This window comes from Streptomyces sp. NBC_01498, assembly GCF_036327775.1.
Classification (GTDB): domain Bacteria; phylum Actinomycetota; class Actinomycetes; order Streptomycetales; family Streptomycetaceae; genus Streptomyces.
Genome location: NZ_CP109598.1, coordinates 3,686,407 through 3,701,146 on the forward strand (window position 1 = coordinate 3,686,407; position 14,740 = coordinate 3,701,146).

Annotated in this window: 13 protein-coding genes and 1 tRNA gene; 7 read left to right on the forward strand and 7 right to left on the reverse strand. The window is 70.1% G+C overall.

Annotated features, from left to right (window positions below):
* Positions 1–206 precede the first annotated feature (206 nt).
* The 4 genes from OG875_RS15705 (at position 207) to OG875_RS15720 (ending at position 3,436) form a co-directional block, all read left to right on the forward strand.
* Positions 207–380 carry a hypothetical protein gene (locus tag OG875_RS15705; protein WP_330174860.1) on the forward strand — a complete coding sequence of 58 codons (174 nt, stop codon included), beginning with the start codon at positions 207–209 and terminating at the stop codon, positions 378–380.
* A complete protein-coding gene (locus OG875_RS15710; RefSeq protein WP_330174861.1) occupies positions 377–1,018 on the forward strand; it encodes an aminodeoxychorismate/anthranilate synthase component II in 642 nt (213 codons plus the stop codon). Before OG875_RS15705 ends, OG875_RS15710 begins: the two co-directional genes overlap by 4 nt.
* A complete protein-coding gene (locus OG875_RS15715; protein ID WP_330174862.1) occupies positions 1,015–2,460 on the forward strand; it encodes a class E sortase in 1,446 nt (481 codons plus the stop codon). Before OG875_RS15710 ends, OG875_RS15715 begins: the two co-directional genes overlap by 4 nt.
* A gap of 259 nt (positions 2,461–2,719) precedes the next feature.
* On the forward strand, positions 2,720–3,436 hold the full coding sequence (locus OG875_RS15720) for a class E sortase (RefSeq protein ID WP_330177756.1): 717 nt from the start codon (positions 2,720–2,722) through the stop codon (positions 3,434–3,436).
* Positions 3,437–3,604: 168 nt separating this feature from the next.
* Here the strand turns inward: OG875_RS15720 and pknB are convergent, their stop codons facing one another.
* The 6 genes from pknB to OG875_RS15750 form a co-directional block, all read right to left on the reverse strand.
* On the reverse strand, positions 3,605–5,620 hold the full coding sequence (pknB, locus tag OG875_RS15725; protein WP_330174863.1) for a Stk1 family PASTA domain-containing Ser/Thr kinase: 2,016 nt from the start codon (positions 5,618–5,620) through the stop codon (positions 3,605–3,607).
* 222 nt (positions 5,621–5,842) lie between these two features.
* Positions 5,843–7,303, reverse strand: a complete 1,461-nt coding sequence (locus OG875_RS15730; protein ID WP_330174864.1) for a peptidoglycan D,D-transpeptidase FtsI family protein — start codon at positions 7,301–7,303, stop codon at positions 5,843–5,845.
* A complete protein-coding gene (locus OG875_RS15735; RefSeq protein ID WP_330174865.1) occupies positions 7,300–8,709 on the reverse strand; it encodes an FtsW/RodA/SpoVE family cell cycle protein in 1,410 nt (469 codons plus the stop codon). The genes OG875_RS15730 and OG875_RS15735 overlap by 4 nt, the downstream gene beginning before the upstream one ends.
* A 26-nt stretch (positions 8,710–8,735) precedes the next feature.
* The gene (locus tag OG875_RS15740; protein WP_330174866.1) at positions 8,736–10,262 is read right to left on the reverse strand and encodes a PP2C family protein-serine/threonine phosphatase; all 1,527 of its coding nucleotides are present in this window, start codon (positions 10,260–10,262) and stop codon (positions 8,736–8,738) included.
* Between the two features lie 141 nt (positions 10,263–10,403).
* Complete coding sequence (locus OG875_RS15745) at positions 10,404–10,916, reverse strand: FHA domain-containing protein FhaB/FipA (RefSeq protein ID WP_330174867.1); 513 nt, start codon at positions 10,914–10,916, stop codon at positions 10,404–10,406.
* Positions 10,917–10,926: 10 nt separating this feature from the next.
* Positions 10,927–11,790 carry a DUF3662 and FHA domain-containing protein gene (locus tag OG875_RS15750; protein ID WP_330174868.1) on the reverse strand — a complete coding sequence of 288 codons (864 nt, stop codon included), beginning with the start codon at positions 11,788–11,790 and terminating at the stop codon, positions 10,927–10,929.
* Between the two features lie 313 nt (positions 11,791–12,103).
* On the opposite strand from OG875_RS15750, the gene OG875_RS15755 reads away from it, so the two are divergent.
* Positions 12,104–12,190: transfer RNA gene (locus OG875_RS15755), tRNA-Leu, on the forward strand.
* 495 nt (positions 12,191–12,685) lie between these two features.
* Positions 12,686–13,462, forward strand: coding sequence for an oxidoreductase (locus OG875_RS15760; RefSeq protein ID WP_330174869.1), 777 nt, complete (start codon positions 12,686–12,688; stop codon positions 13,460–13,462).
* Positions 13,463–13,563: 101 nt separating this feature from the next.
* Here the strand turns inward: OG875_RS15760 and OG875_RS15765 are convergent, their stop codons facing one another.
* Entirely contained in the window at positions 13,564–14,175 is a 612-nt protein-coding gene (locus tag OG875_RS15765; protein ID WP_330174870.1) for an FMN-dependent NADH-azoreductase, read from the reverse strand.
* 207 nt (positions 14,176–14,382) lie between these two features.
* Between OG875_RS15765 and OG875_RS15770 the strand changes: the two genes are divergently transcribed.
* Entirely contained in the window at positions 14,383–14,739 is a 357-nt protein-coding gene (locus OG875_RS15770; protein WP_330174871.1) for a winged helix-turn-helix transcriptional regulator, read from the forward strand.
* Position 14,740: the final 1 nt, after the last annotated feature.

Sequence of the window (14,740 nt, forward strand, 5' to 3'; positions counted from 1 at the left end):
GCCCGGTCCGGCGGTCCGGCCGGGGATCCGGTCCGGCCGCCCGTCCTCCTCCTGAAAGAGGCCGACGGCACACCTGACCCGTGCGCCGCCCACGTGGCCCCGCGGCCCCTTAGTCTGGTTCGGTACCGCGCGCTCCGGTACGACGGCGGCGCGGTCGGGCGGGCGGGCGACGGGAAACGGGAACCCGTAGGAACGGAAGGGACAGCATGTACGGCTGGATCTGGCGGCATCTGCCGGGCAACGTCTGGGTACGGGCGGTCATCGCGCTCGTGCTGGCGCTCGCGGTCGTCCTCGTGCTGTTCCAGTACGTCTTCCCGTGGGCGGAGCCGATCCTTCCGTTCGGCGACGCGACGGTGACCGGTGCGGGAGGCGCCTCATGAGCGGTGCCCGCGTTCTCGTCGTGGACAACTACGACAGCTTCGTCTTCAACATCGTTCAGTACCTGTACCAGCTCGGCGCGGAGTGCGAAGTGCTGCGCAACGACGAGGTGTCGACGGCGCACGCCCAGGACGGCTTCGACGGGGTGATGCTCTCCCCCGGTCCCGGCACGCCCGAACAGGCCGGTGTCTGCGTCGACATGGTGCGCCACTGCGCGGCGACCGGCGTGCCCGTCTTCGGGGTGTGCCTCGGCATGCAGTCGATGGCGGTGGCGTACGGGGGCGTGGTCGGCCGCGCCCCCGAACTCCTGCACGGCAAGACCTCGCTGGTCACACACGAGGGCAAGGGCGTGTTCGCCGGACTGCCCTCGCCGTTCACGGCGACCCGCTACCACTCGCTGGCGGCGGAACCGGCCGCCCTGCCGGACGAGTTGGAGGTCACCGCGCGTACGGCCGACGGCATCGTCATGGGCGTGCGCCACCGGGAACTGGCCGTCGAGGGTGTGCAGTTCCACCCCGAGTCCGTGCTGACCGAGCACGGGCACCTGATGCTGGCCAACTGGCTGGCGCAGTGCGGTGATCCGGACGCCGTGGGCCGGTCGGCGGGCCTGGCGCCGGTGGTGGGCAAGGCGGTCGCGTGACCGCACTCCGTCCCGAGCACGACGCGGGATACGGCGCTCCGTACGAACGGCGGGAACCGTACGAGGGACCTGGCGCGTTCGAGGCTGCCGTGGACGGACTCGTGGACCCCCTGAACGACCCCCTTCCCGGACAGGGCCCCGCGCCCGTCCCGCCCCCCGCGCACCCGGAGTTCCCGGCCGCTCCGGCGGGGCCCGGCATCCCGTCGAGGCCCGGGATATCGGGGCCGCTGCCCGAGGAGCGGCCGTGGGCGGGGCACGGGCCGTATCCGTACGGAGGCCCGTCCGCCGATCAGGGGCAGGACTGGGCGTCGCAGGCAGCCTCCGGGCCGCCTCCGCTCCGGACCCCGCCGCCGGGGTCCGTACCGCCCGTTCCCGTACCGCCCGGCCGGGGGCGCCGGCGACGACCCGAGCCGGAGCCCGAGCCGCCGTACGTGCCCGCCGGCGGCGGGAGCACCGGGAGCACCGGGGGCGCCGAGGACGCCACGGCCGTCCTGCCGGCCGTCCCGGCGCCGGAAGCCCTCCCCGAGCCCGCACCGGACTTCGGCCCGGAACCCGGCCCCGACCCCGCCCCGGAGAGCGGCCCCGGGCGGCCGGTCCGGTCCGAACCCGCCACCGGGGGCCGTGCCGAGCGGCGCAAGGCGGCCAAGGGCGGCCGTGGGCGGGGCCGTACGCGCCCCGCGGGCGCCGCGGGTCCCCCGGCCGCTCCGGGCGCCCCGGCGCCCTCCAGGCCGCTCTCCCGCGTCGAGGCGCGGAAGGCCGCCCGTGCCCTCAAGGACAGTCCGGGGGTCGTGCTCAGCCGCGCGGTCGGCGAGATCTTCATCAGCTTCGGGGTGCTGATGCTGCTGTTCGTCGCCTACCAGCTCTGGTGGACCAACGTGCGGGCCGATCTGTACGCGGGCAAGGAGACGGACAAGATCCAGGACGGCTGGGCCAAGGGCCGCCAGCCCGGCGCCTTCGAGCCCGGCCAGGGGTTCGCGATCATGCACATCCCCAAGCTGGACGTCGTCGTCCCGATCGCGGAGGGGATCGACAAGGCGAAGGTCCTGGACCGGGGCATGGTCGGCCACTACGCGGAGGGCCGGCTCAAGACCGCGATGCCCTCCGACAAGCAGGGCAACTTCTCGGTCGCGGGACACCGCAACACCCACGGGGAGCCGTTCCGCTACATCAACCGGCTGGTGCCCGGCGACAAGATCGTGGTGGAGACGCAGGACAGCTACTTCACCTACGACATGGCGAGCATCCTCCCGCAGACACCTCCGTCGAACGTGAGTGTCATCCAGCCCGTCCCGCAGGGCTCCGGATTCACCGGACCGGGGCGATACATCACGTTGACGACCTGTACGCCGGAATTCACCAGTACGTATCGAATGATCGTGTGGGGCAAGATGGTTGAGGAACGGCCACGCGACAAGGGAAAGCCCGACGCTCTCGTGGACTGAACCCATCACGACGGAGACCAGGGACCAGGGGGCGGGTGCGGTGGCAGCCGGAACCGAGCACGACGACGGGCGCGCGGGCGCACCCGTGAACGCCGGGAACGCCGGGAAAAACGATCCGTCGGTGACGACCGGGGTGGTCGACCCCGATTCCACGGCCGCCGGGCCCGCCGGTCCCGTACCGGACGCCGGTCCCGACCCCGATCCCGCGCACGTGGACGGGGACGTGGACGTGGACGCGACCGGGGCCGCGTCCGACCCGGTGGACCCCGCTCCCGTACCGCCTCCCGCTCCCGCCCGTCCCCGGCGGAGCCGGGGTGCCGCCGTCGCCAGCGTCGTCGGCGAACTGCTCATCACCGCGGGCCTGGTGCTCGGTCTCTTCGTCGTCTACTCGCTGTGGTGGACGAACGTGCTGGCCGACCGCGAGGCCACCAAGCAGGGCCACGAGGTGCGGGACAACTGGGCCGTCGGCCGCGGCGGCCCCGGCGCCCTCGACGTCAAGGGCGGCATCGGCTTCCTGCACGCGCCCGCGATGAAGAACGGCGAGGTCCTCGTCAAGAAGGGCACGAACCCCAAGTCCCTCAACAACGGGGTCGCCGGCTACTACACCGACCCCGTGAAGTCCGCGCTGCCGCAGGACCAGCGGGGGAACTTCTCGCTGGCCGCGCACCGCGACGGGCACGGCGCCAAGTTCCACAACATCCACAAGCTCCGGACCGGTGACTCGATCGTCTTCGAGACGAAGGACACCTGGTACGTCTACAAGGTCTTCAAGACCCTGCCGAAGACCTCGAAGTACAACGTCGACGTGCTGAAGCCGGTGCCCGAGGAGTCGGGGAAGAAGAAGCCCGGCCGCTATCTGACGCTCACGACCTGCACACCCGTCCTCACCTCGGACTACCGCTACATCGTGTGGGCCGAGCTGGAGCGTACGGAGAACGTCGACGAGAAGCGTACGAAGCCCGACGAGCTGCTCTGAGCCGCTCCCGTACGCACCGGGCCGCCCCACCCCACCCCGGACACCCGAGCCACGCGCACACGAGCCCCGGACACGACGAAGCCCCGGCATCCTCTTCAGGAGGCCGGGGCTTCGTCACCTCTTCAGGAGGCCCGCGGAAGGCGTCGGCGTCGGTGCCGGGTGCCGGTGTCAGTCGTTCCGGAAGCCGCCCTGGCCGCCGCCGATGAACCCTCCGTTGCCGCCGCCGCCCTGGTTGTCGCCCCCGCCGTTCCCGGGAAGGACGAACAGGGTCACCGTGCTGCCCTTGTCGACCTGCTGACCGCCCCCCGGGTTGGTGGCGATCACGCGCGCGTTGGGGTCGTCCGGCGAGTTCGGCCCGAGTGCGACGGCCAGACCCAGGGCTTCGAGCTGGGCCTTCGCCTCGGCGACCGTCTTGTTCGCGAGGTCGCCGGGGACCTGGACCTTCTCCGGCTGCGGCGGGCCCTTCGAGACCTGGAGCGTGACCTGGCTGTTCTTGGGCGCCTTGGCGTTGCCCTCGGGGCTCTGGCCGACGACCGTGCCCGCGTCCTTGTCGGAGTCCACCTCGGTGCGCGCGACGGTGAACCCGAGCGTTTCGAGCTGGCCCTTAGCCGCGTCGAACTGCTGGTCCACGACGTTCGGCACCGTTTCCCGCGCCTGCTTGGCGACGGACAGCGTGACCGTCGAGCCCTTCTCGGCCTCGGAGCCGCCGCTCGGCTTCTGGCTGACGACCGTGCCGGGGTCCTCGTCGCTCTCGACCTGCTTGGTCTCGACGTTGAAGTCCGCTTCCTGGAGCGTCTTCGTGGCGTCCTCGACGGCCTTGTCGGCGACGTCGGGCACCTGGACCTTGGGCGCGCCCTCGGAGACGACGACCTGGATGGTGTCGCCCTGGTCCATCTTCCCGCCGGACGCCGGGTTCTGCGAGCAGATGGCGCCCTTGGGCTGTTCGCAGCGGTCGGTGCCGGACTGGGTGACCTGCACCGACGCGTTGCTCGCCAGTACCTTGGCCTCCTCCATCGTGACGCCCACCAGCTGCGGCACGCTGACCGGGTCCGAGCCGTTCTCGCCCCCGAAGACCACCTTGCCGATGAGAACGGCGCCCGCGAGAACCAGGATGCCGGCCACGATCAGCAGGATCGTCGAGCTGTTGGACTTCTTCTGCCGGCGCCGGTCCGGACGCTCGTCGTAGTTCCCGAAGCCGCCGTCGTCGGGGTTGACCGGCGGCAGCATCGAGGTCTGGGCGCCACCCGGCGGCGCGGTGCGCAGCGCCGTGGTGGGCTGGTCGTCGGCGCCGCCGTAGCCGCCCGCGTAACCGACCGAACCCATCGCCGCCGTGGCCGCGACGGGCTGCCCGTCGAGGCACGCCTCGATGTCGGCGCGCATCTCGTCGGCCGACTGGTAGCGGTAGTCCGGGTCCTTGACGAGCGCCTTCAGGACGATCGCGTCCATCTCGGGCGTGATCTCGGGGTCGTAGATGCTGGGAGGCTGCGGCTCCTCCCGTACGTGCTGATAGGCGACCGCGACCGGCGAGTCGCCGATGAAGGGCGGGCGTACGGTCAGCAGCTCGTACAGCAGACAGCCGGTGGAGTACAGGTCGGAGCGCGCGTCGACCTGCTCGCCCTTGGCCTGCTCGGGGGAGAGGTACTGCGCGGTGCCGATGACCGCGGACGTCTGGGTCATCGTCATGCCGGAGTCGCCCATGGCACGGGCGATGCCGAAGTCCATGACCTTGACCTGGCCGGTGCGCGTCAGCATGACGTTGGCCGGCTTGATGTCGCGGTGGACGATCTGGGCGCGGTGCGAGTACTCCAGCGCCTGGAGGATGCCCACGGTCATCTCCAGCGTGCGCTCGGGCAGCAGTCTGCGCCCGGAGTGCAGCAGCTCACGCAGGGTGGACCCGTCGACGTACTCCATGACGATGTACGGGATGGACACCCCGTCGACGTAGTCCTCGCCGGTGTCGTAGACAGCGACGATCGCCGGGTGGTTGAGCGAGGCGGCCGACTGGGCCTCTCGGCGGAACCGGGCCTGGAAGGACGGGTCGCGGGCGAGGTCGGCCCGCAGCGTCTTCACAGCGACGGTGCGGCCGAGCCGGGTGTCGTGCGCGAGGTACACCTCGGCCATGCCACCACGGCCGAGCACCGAGCCCAGCTCGTACCGGCCGCCGAGGCGACGCGGCTCTTCCATACTGTTCCAGCCCTCTCCGTCTGTCCGAGACCGCACCGGTGTGCGGTCCGGCGGTGTGCTGTTCGCGCATACGCTACCGGCCGCGCCGCATCCGGTCCGACCGTCCCTGACAGCTGATACAGGACTGGAACTTGAATCGTCACATATCGGCTGGTATCGACCACCGGCCCGGACAGCGCGAGGGCTGTCCGGGCCGGTACGGGTGAGTCCCGGTCGTCCGGGTCACTTGTCGCTGTTGATCACGGCTTCCATCACGTCCTTGGCGATGGGCGCGGCGAGACCGCCGCCGGAGATGTCGTCGCGGACCGCCTCGCTGTCCTCGACGACGACCGCCACCGCGACCGGCGACCCGTTCTCCCCCTTGGCGTAGGAGATGAACCAGGCGTAGGGGTCCTCGCTGTTGTTCTCGCCGTGCTGCGCGGTACCGGTCTTGCCGCCCACGGTGACGTTGGGGATCTTCGCCCGCCGGCCGGTGCCCTCGTCGATGACCGTCTCCATCATGTCCTGGAGCATCTGCGCGTGCTCCTGGCTGAGGGGCTGGCTCATCTCCTCGGGCTCGGTCTTCGTGATCACGTCCAGGTTCGGGGCTTCGAGCTGGTCGATCATGTACGGCTTCATCAGCTTGCCGTCGTTGGCGACGGCGGAGGCGACCATGGCCATCTGGAGCGGGGTCGTACGGGTGTCGAACTGCCCGATGGAGGACAGGGCGGTCTGCGACTGGTTCAGCTCCTCGGGGAAGAACGAGGCGTTGGCGCGGACCGGGACGAACTGCTCCTCGTTGAAGCCGAACTTCTTCGCCGTCTCCAGCATCTGGTCCTTGCCGACGTCGACGCCGAGCTTGCCGAAGACCGAGTTGCAGGAGACCCGCAGGGCCTCCCGGAGCGTCGCGTCCTCGCAGGGGATGTTGCCCTCGTTCACCAGCGGGGTGGTCGTGCCCGGCATTATCCAGGGGAGCGGGGAGTCGGTCTTCGCGTCGATGTCGTCCACGACGCCGTGCTCCAGGGCGGCGGCGGCGGTGAGGACCTTGAAGGTGGAGCCGGGCGGATACGTCTCGCGCAGCGCGCGGTTCAGCATCGGCTTGTCATCGTTCCTGCCGAGGTCCTTCCACGCCACCTCGTCCTTGGCGCCGTACCCGGCGAAGGTCGAGGGGTCGTACGAGGGCGTGGAGGCCAGCGCGAGGATCTTGCCGGTCCCCGGCTCCAGGGCGACGACGGCGCCCTTCTTCTTGCCCAGCCCCTCGAAGGCCGCCTTCTGGGCGGCCCCGTTGAGGGTCGTGACGACGTTGCCGCCCTTGGCCTCGTCGCCGGTGAACATCGCCAGCGTGCGGTCGAAGAAGAGCTGGTCGTCGTTGCCGGTGAGGATGCCGTCCTCGATGCTCTCGATCTGGGTGGCGCCGAACGCCTGCGAGGCGTAGCCGGTGACCGGTGCCCACATCGGGCCGTCGAGATAGGTCCGCTTGTACTTGAAGTCGGTGTCCTTCGTCTTCGCGGAGCCGGTGATGGGCTTGCCGTCGACGACGATGTTGCCGCGCTCGCTGGCGTACCGCTCTATCAGTACCCGGCGGTTGCGCTCGTGCGAGTTGAGCTCGTCCGCCTCCACGTACTGGAGCCAGTTGGTCCGCAGCAGCAGGGCCAGCACGAGCAGTCCGCAGAAGATCGCGATGCGGCGCAGGGGCTTGTTCACGGTCGGACCACCTGGGTCATCTCGGCGTCGGGTGACGGGGCGGGAGCCGGGGCGGGGCGGCGCGCGGTGTCGCTGATACGGATGAGGATGCCGATCAGCGCCCAGTTGGCGATCACCGACGAGCCGCCGGCCGCGACGAACGGCATCGTCATACCGGTCAGCGGGATGAGGCCCATGACGCCGCCGGCGACGACGAACACCTGGATCGCGAAGGCGCCGGAGAGGCCGATCGCCAGGAGCTTGCCGAACGGGTCGCGGGCGGCGAGCGCCGTCCGTACGCCGCGTTCCACGATCAGGCCGTAGATCAGCAGGAACGCCATCATCCCGGCGAGCCCGAACTCCTCGCCGACGGTGGAGAGGATGAAGTCGGAGTTGGCCGCGAAGCCGATCAGGTCGGAGTTGCCCTGGCCGAGTCCGGTGCCGAGGGTGCCGCCCGCGCCGAACGACATCAGCGCCTGGCCGACCTGCTCGCTCTGGTCCCAGGTGGACTGCGCGAACGGGTTGAGCCAGAACTCGACGCGCTGCTGGACGTGCGGCTCGAAGGTGGCCACGCCGACCGCGCCCGCGGCCGACATGACGAGGCCGAAGACGATCCAGCTGGTCCGCTCGGTGGCGACGTACAGCATGATCACGAAGAGGCCGAAGAACAGCAGCGAGGTGCCGAGGTCGGTCTCGAAGACCAGGATCAGGATGGACATGGCCCAGACCATGAGGATCGGGCCGAGGTCGCGTCCGCGCGGCAGGTACAGGCCCATCACCCGACGGCTGGCGAGGGCCAGGGCGTCGCGCTTCACCATCAGGTAGCCGGAGAAGAAGACCGCGATGATGATCTTCGCGAACTCGCCCGGCTGGACGTTGAGGGGGCCGAGGCTGATCCAGATCTTCGCGCCGTTCCGGGCCGGGAAGAACATCGGCAGGATCAGCAGGACCAGGGCCACCGCCATCGAGATGTAGGTGTAGCGCTGGAGGATGCGGTGGTCCTTGAGCAGCAGCAGGACGGCGACGAACAGCGCGATGCCGATGGCCGAGTAGAGCAGCTGCTTGGGCGCGTCCGGGGAGAAGCCCCCGAAGATGTTCTGGGCGCGGGCGATCAGCCGGGGCGACTGGTCGAGACGCCAGATGAGGACCAGGCCGAGTCCGTTGAGCAGGGTGGCGAGCGGCAGCAGCAGCGGGTCGGCGTACGGGGCGAACTTGCGCACCACGAGATGGCCGACACCGGCCAGCAGGCCGATGCCCAGGCCGTACCCGATCATGCCGCTGGGCACCTCGTTGTTGACCGCGAGGCCGACGTTGAGATACGCGAAGGTCGGGATGAGGACGGCGAAGGCGAGCATGGCGAGCTCGGTGTTGCGCCGGCTCGGCGCCTCGATGGCGCCGATGGTGGTGGTGTTCGTGACAACGCTCATGGTGGTGAAAGGCCCCCTACGGCCGGCTACTGCTTACCGCAGTTCGAGGCCAGCTTCCGCTCCTCCTCCGAGAGGCTGGGGCCCGGAGAGGGAGTCGCCGTTTTCGACGTCTCTGGCTTGGTGGTCGTGCTGGTGCCGGTCTTCGGCTTGGTCCCCGTCGTACCGCCCGCCTCGCCCTCGCCGTTGATGGCGTTGGCGGCTCGCTCGGACTCGCGGCGCTGCTCGTCCTTCTTGCACGCCTCGGCCTGCTTGGACAGGTCCTCGATCTTGGTGCGCGCGGACGCCTTGCTGCCCTCGGCGATGGTCTCCTCGACCTGCTTGCGCTGGTACGGCGGCAGGTACTTGAGTTCGATCTTGAGGAAGTCCTGTTCGACCTTCGACAGGTTCACCCAGGCAAGGTCCTGGCTGATGCCCCGGTAGAGCGCGACGTGCTCGTCGTTGGCCCCGACGTAGTACTGCGTCTGCGTCCAGCGGTAGCCGCCGTACAGACCGCCGCCGACGACCGCCAGCGCCAGGACCGTGTAGAACGACCGCTTGAACCACTTGCGGCCGGCGGAACGCGGCTTCACGAAGTCGTCGTCGCTGTACGCGCCGAAGCCGGCCTCCGGCGGCATGCCGCCGTAACCGGCTCCGTCTCCGCTGCCCGGCGGGCCGAAGCCGCCCGGCGGTGGCTGGTGCTGCTGCGGTACGGGGCGGCCCAGGCCGGCGGCGCGGCCGGCCGGCGTCTGCATCGACGGGTCGCTCTCGGCGGAGTGCAGCTGCTGGTTCTCGGCGACGGCGCCGACGACGACCGGGGTGTCGCTGAGATGCCCGGCCAGGGTGTCGTTGGACTCGACGTCCAGGACGTCGGCGACGATGCAGGTGATGTTGTCGGGACCGCCGCCGCGCAGGGCGAGCTGGATGAGGTCCTGGATGGTCTCCTGCGGGCCCTGGTAGCTCGCCAGGGTCTCTTCCATGGTCTGGTGCGAGACGACGCCGGAGAGGCCGTCGGAGCAGATCAGGTAGCGGTCGCCCGCCCGGACCTCACGGATGGAGAGATCGGGCTCGACATGGTCGCCACTGCCCAGCGCGCGCATCAGCAGGGAGCGCTGCGGGTGGGTGGTGGCCTCCTCCTCCGTGATGCGCCCCTCGTCGACCAGGCGCTGCACCCAGGTGTGGTCCTGGGTGATCTGGGTGAGCACGCCGTCGCGCAGGAGGTACGCGCGGGAGTCGCCGACATGGACGAGTCCGAGACGCCGGCCCGTCCACAGGAGGGCGGTGAGCGTGGTGCCCATGCCCTCCAGCTGGGGGTCCTCCTCGACCATCACGCGCAACTGGTCGTTGGCGCGCTGGACCGCCGTACCGAGCGAGGTGAGGATGTCCGATCCCGGCACGTCGTCGTCGAGCTGCACGAGCGTGGAGATCACCTCGGACGAGGCGACCTCTCCGGCGGCCTGGCCGCCCATGCCGTCGGCGATGGCCAGGAGCCGGGGACCGGCATAGCCGGAGTCCTCGTTCCCCTCCCGGATCATGCCTTTGTGCGACCCGGCGGCGAAGCGCAGGGAAAGGCTCATGCGCGCCTCTCCTGTCGGTTCGCCGGCCGAATGTGGCGCCAGCCGGTCTCGAGCCACACTGCCCACCCTCCGGTCGGGAGCCCCCCGCGGTCCCACGTCGGGACCGCCGCGGCTCGCTCGCTCCGCTCGCTCATTGTCGTACTACTTCCGCAGCTCGATGACGGTCTTGCCGATGCGGATCGGCGCGCCCGGCGGAATCGGTGTCGGGGTGGTGAGCCGGGTCCGGTCGAGATACGTGCCGTTGGTGGACCCGAGATCCTCGACGATCCACTGACCGTCCCGGTCCGGATAGATCCTGGCATGCCTGCTGGACGCGTAGTCGTCGTCCAGCACGATCGTCGAGTCGTGCGCCCGGCCCAGGGTGATGGTCTGTCCCTGGAGGGCCACCGTGGTGCCGGTGAGGATGCCCTCCGAGACGACCAGCTTCGTGGGCGCCCCCCGGCGCTGGCGGCCGCTCTGCTGCCGCTGCGCGGGCGGAGCGGTGTTCTGGCGGGCGGTCGCCGGTGGTCGCGCGTCGGCATTGCGGCGTGAGCCGCGCTGCGTGACACGCGTGCCGAACAGATCGCTCCGAATGACCTGGACGGCCACAATCACGAACAGCCACAGAACAGCCAGGAAACCTAGCCGCATGACCGTCAGGGTCAGCTCTGACATTGCCCCCGCTTCACCCTTCGGCTTGCCGGTAAACGATGGTGGTTTGGCCCACGACGATCCGCGAGCCGTCGCGGAGCGTAGCGCGGGTGGTGTGCTGTCCGTCTACCACGATGCCGTTGGTGGATCCGAGATCCTGGATCGTCGAGGGCGTACCTGTCCGGATCTCGCAGTGCCGGCGGGAGACGCCGGGGTCGTCGATCCGCACGTCGGCGTCGGTGCTGCGGCCCAGCACGAGCGTGGAACGGGAGATCTGGTGGCGGTTGCCGTTGATCTCGATCCACCGGCGGACCTGGGCACCCGGCATCGCCCCGGGAGGCGGTGCCGAAGAGGGACGGGCGGACGGTGCCTGATGGCCGGCGCCCGGCGGGGGCGACGGCGGCATGGGCGGCGGATACCCGTAACCGCCACCGGGCGGCGCGGCCGGCGGGGCCGCGTGGCTCCGGGGCGGCGCTCCGTGGGCGGGACCGCTGTCGGGGCCCTGGGGTGTGCCCTGGGACGTGCTCGACGCCAGGGTGCGGCTGCGCACCCGGTACAGACCGGTGTCGAGGTCGTCGGCCTTCTCCAGATGGACCTTGATCGGGCCCATGAAGGTGTAGCGCTGCTGCTTCGCGTAGTCGCGGACGAGCCCGGAGAGTTCGTCGCCGAGCTGGCCCGAGTACGGGCTCAGCCGCTCGAAGTCGGGCGCGCTCAACTCCACGATGAAGTCGTTGGGGACGACCGTCCGCTCGCGATTCCAGATCGTGGCGTTGTTGTCGCACTCACGCTGAAGGGCGCCGGCGATCTCCACGGGCTGGACCTCGGACTTGAACACCTTCGCGAAGGTGCCGTTGACGAGACCTTCGAGTCGCTGCTCGAACCGCTTCAGGACTCCCATGGGGCACCTCCTCCGTTGTCGCCGTCCTGGTACTGCTTACTGATCGTATCCACGCGTCGGGAAATCGGCTGGTTCCCCTTGTCTGCCCCGTCGATGAGTGTCACCCCTCACACGGATCGTAGAGGCGGCCCCAAGACAGTGTCCCGCATCCGGGGTGGTCTCCGGAGGGGCGGGGAGGGCACCTCGGCCTACTTGTTCCCCGGCCGGGCGGCCGCGACAAACGGATGTGATTCCACCCTTGGCAGCGTGCTAATCTTTTCGATGTCGCCAGGCGATCACACCAGCAGGTGAGGGAGCGGGCGGCACACCCAATGCGCGGGTGGCGGAATAGGCAGACGCGCTGGATTCAGGTTCCAGTGCCCGAAAGGGCGTGGGGGTTCAACTCCCCCCTCGCGCACCAGAGGTCACCGATCGTTCGGTGGTCCGGAGCAACGACGAAACGGTCGTCATCGTGACAGCGATGGCGGCCTTTTTGTTGTGTGCGGTGGTGGGGCGGGGGTCGGCGGTAGGAGAGGTGGGGCGGGGGTCGGCGGTGGTGAGGGCGGTTGGTCGCCGGTGGTCGGTTGCCGGTGGTCGATCTTTGACTGTTATGCCTGGTGTGAGGTGTCTCTCACATCGGTGCGAGGCGCCTGCGAGTTGTCCGCGAGGTGCCTGCGCGCGTGGTCCGGAGACGGCCCCGGGCTTCCGTGGGAAACCGGGCGGGCAACCTCCGCGCGCGGTGCCGTGAGTGCGGCGTTACGTTGAACATATGACCGCCCGGAGGGCGTGAAGCGGTAGAGCACTCGCTCCGGTTCGGTGTCGGCGACTGCCGACGGAGCCGGCCGCTCGCCACATGGGTTTCGCGTCCCGGCACTGACTCCACGAGACGTGAGGCGGCGTGGCGATGGACTTGCACATGGACGGCAGGACCGCCGTGGTGACCGGCGCGAGCAAGGGAATCGGGCTGGCGGTGACGCGTACGCTCACGGACGCCGGAGCGCATGTCGTCGCGGGGGCACGCGGCCCGAGCCCGGAGATCGAGGAACTGGTCGACGCCGGCAAGGTCACCTTCGTCCCCGGTGACCTCACGACGACGTCCGGGCCGGCGGCCCTGGTCGAGGCGGCGGAGCGGCGGGGCCGTATCGCCCTCCTGGTCAACAACGTGGGTGCGGTGACACCCCGCCCCGGTGGATTCCTCACCATCACCGACGACGACTGGCACACGTCGTGGACGCTGGGATTCATGACGGCCGTACGCGCCACGCGCGCGGTTCTCCCGGGCATGGTGGAGCGGGGCGGCGGCGTGATCGTGATGGTGGGCTCCGTGAACGCCTTTCTGCCCGACCCCCTGGTGCTGGACTACTCCGTGATCAAGGCGGCCCTCACGAACTTCGCCAAGGGGCTGTCGAAGGAAGTGGGCCCTCGTGGCGTCCGTGTGGTCTCGGTCAGCCCCGGCCCCGTCGCCACCGATCTGTGGCTCGGAGACACGGGCGTGGCCAGGACCATGTCGGACGCCACCGGGGAGAGCGCCGAGGACATCGCCCGTTCCGCCGTCGGCGCCACCCCGCTCGGGCGCTTCAGCACGCCGTCCGAGGTGGCCGACCTCGTCGCCTTCCTGGCGAGCGACCGCGCGGCCAACATCACGGGCGCGGACGTCACCATCGACGCCGGGATGATCACCACCATGCGGTGAGAACCGGCCGGTCCGGGGCGGTGGTCGGCCCCTCGGTGGTCGGCCCGCACGGGCGTCGGGGTGCGTGTCGTCAGGCGGCGAGGCGGGCGTCGGGGTGCGGGTCAGGCGGCGAGGCGGGCGGCCAGGGCCTTGGCCTTGCGCGCGGCCTCGGCGCGGGCGTTCGTACGGGACGCCTCGGCGAGCGGGATGAGGCCGGCCATCGCGGGAACCACGTGGGCCAGGGTCAGTTCGGCGACGATGAAGTCGACCTCGACGCCGAACATCGCGTTCAGGACCTTTTCCAGATAGTTCTGGACGAACTCGAAGCTCTCGCGCGGGGTTCCGGGCGCGTACGAGCCGCCCCGGCTGGCGACGACCGTCACCGGCCGGCCGGTGATCACGCTGTGCTCCTGCGAGTTGTGGCCGGTGATGATCACGTGGTCCAGCCATGCCTTCAGCGTGGACGAGATCGTGAAGTTGTACATCGGGGCGCCGATGAGAACCGCGTCGGCAGCCGCCAGTTCGGCGGCGAGTTCGGCTCGCAGCGCGTCCTCCGGGCCCGCGACGACGGCGCCGATGCTCAGGTGGGGCAGCGGGGTCGCGGCCAGATCGCGGTAGACGACCCGGCCTTCCGGGTGCTGCTCGCGCCAGCTCTCGACGAAGGCGGCGGTGACCTCGCGCGAGGCGGAGCCCTGCGGGGAGACGGCGGAGTCGATGTGCAGCAGCGTGGCCATGAGGGTCTCCATGGGTGGGAGCGGGCGGACGGACTGGCGTAACAACTGGCGTAACGAAAGGGACGAAAGGTGCAGGGGAGGCCGAGGGTGGTCCGCGCACGGCGTGCGGCGGGGCTTGGCTGAATCCGTACTTTCGTACGTTCCTATTGATAGCATAGTTGCTTACTTTTAATTAGGTGTTCTCGGTCTCACCGGTAGGCTGGGGGCATGGAGGGAAGCCGCGAGGAACCTTGCAAGCAGGTGGACTTGGGGATGACGCGTGTCTTCGAGCTGTTCGGCAAGCGGTGGACCGGGCTGATCGTGTCCGTCCTGATGCAGCGGGCCGTGCACTTCGCGGAGTTGCGGCGGGCGATCCCCGGTATCAGCGAGCGCATGCTGTCCGACCGGCTGACGGAGCTGGCGGCTGCCGGGCTGGTGGTGCGGGAGGTCGACGCGGGGCCGCCGCTGCGGGTCGCGTACCGGCTCACCGAGGCGGGAGCCGCGATGGAGCCCGCGCTCCGGGAGCTGGGGCGGTGGGCCGAGAAGCATCTGCCCGGTGAGCGCGGCTGTCCCGAGCGGGGCTGAA

Coding starts and splice junctions, on each gene's coding strand:
- OG875_RS15760 (WP_330174869.1), top strand. CDS start 12,686: ATGGACGGCAGGACCGCCGTGGTGACCGGCGCGAGCAAGGGAATCGGG.
- OG875_RS15750 (WP_330174868.1), bottom strand. CDS start 11,790: ATGGGAGTCCTGAAGCGGTTCGAGCAGCGACTCGAAGGTCTCGTCAAC.
- OG875_RS15765 (WP_330174870.1), bottom strand. CDS start 14,175: ATGGCCACGCTGCTGCACATCGACTCCGCCGTCTCCCCGCAGGGCTCC.
- OG875_RS15740 (WP_330174866.1), bottom strand. CDS start 10,262: ATGAGCCTTTCCCTGCGCTTCGCCGCCGGGTCGCACAAAGGCATGATC.
- OG875_RS15735 (WP_330174865.1), bottom strand. CDS start 8,709: ATGAGCGTTGTCACGAACACCACCACCATCGGCGCCATCGAGGCGCCG.
- pknB (WP_330174863.1), bottom strand. CDS start 5,620: ATGGAAGAGCCGCGTCGCCTCGGCGGCCGGTACGAGCTGGGCTCGGTG.
- OG875_RS15745 (WP_330174867.1), bottom strand. CDS start 10,916: ATGTCAGAGCTGACCCTGACGGTCATGCGGCTAGGTTTCCTGGCTGTT.
- OG875_RS15710 (WP_330174861.1), top strand. CDS start 377: ATGAGCGGTGCCCGCGTTCTCGTCGTGGACAACTACGACAGCTTCGTC.
- OG875_RS15705 (WP_330174860.1), top strand. CDS start 207: ATGTACGGCTGGATCTGGCGGCATCTGCCGGGCAACGTCTGGGTACGG.
- OG875_RS15770 (WP_330174871.1), top strand. CDS start 14,383: ATGGAGGGAAGCCGCGAGGAACCTTGCAAGCAGGTGGACTTGGGGATG.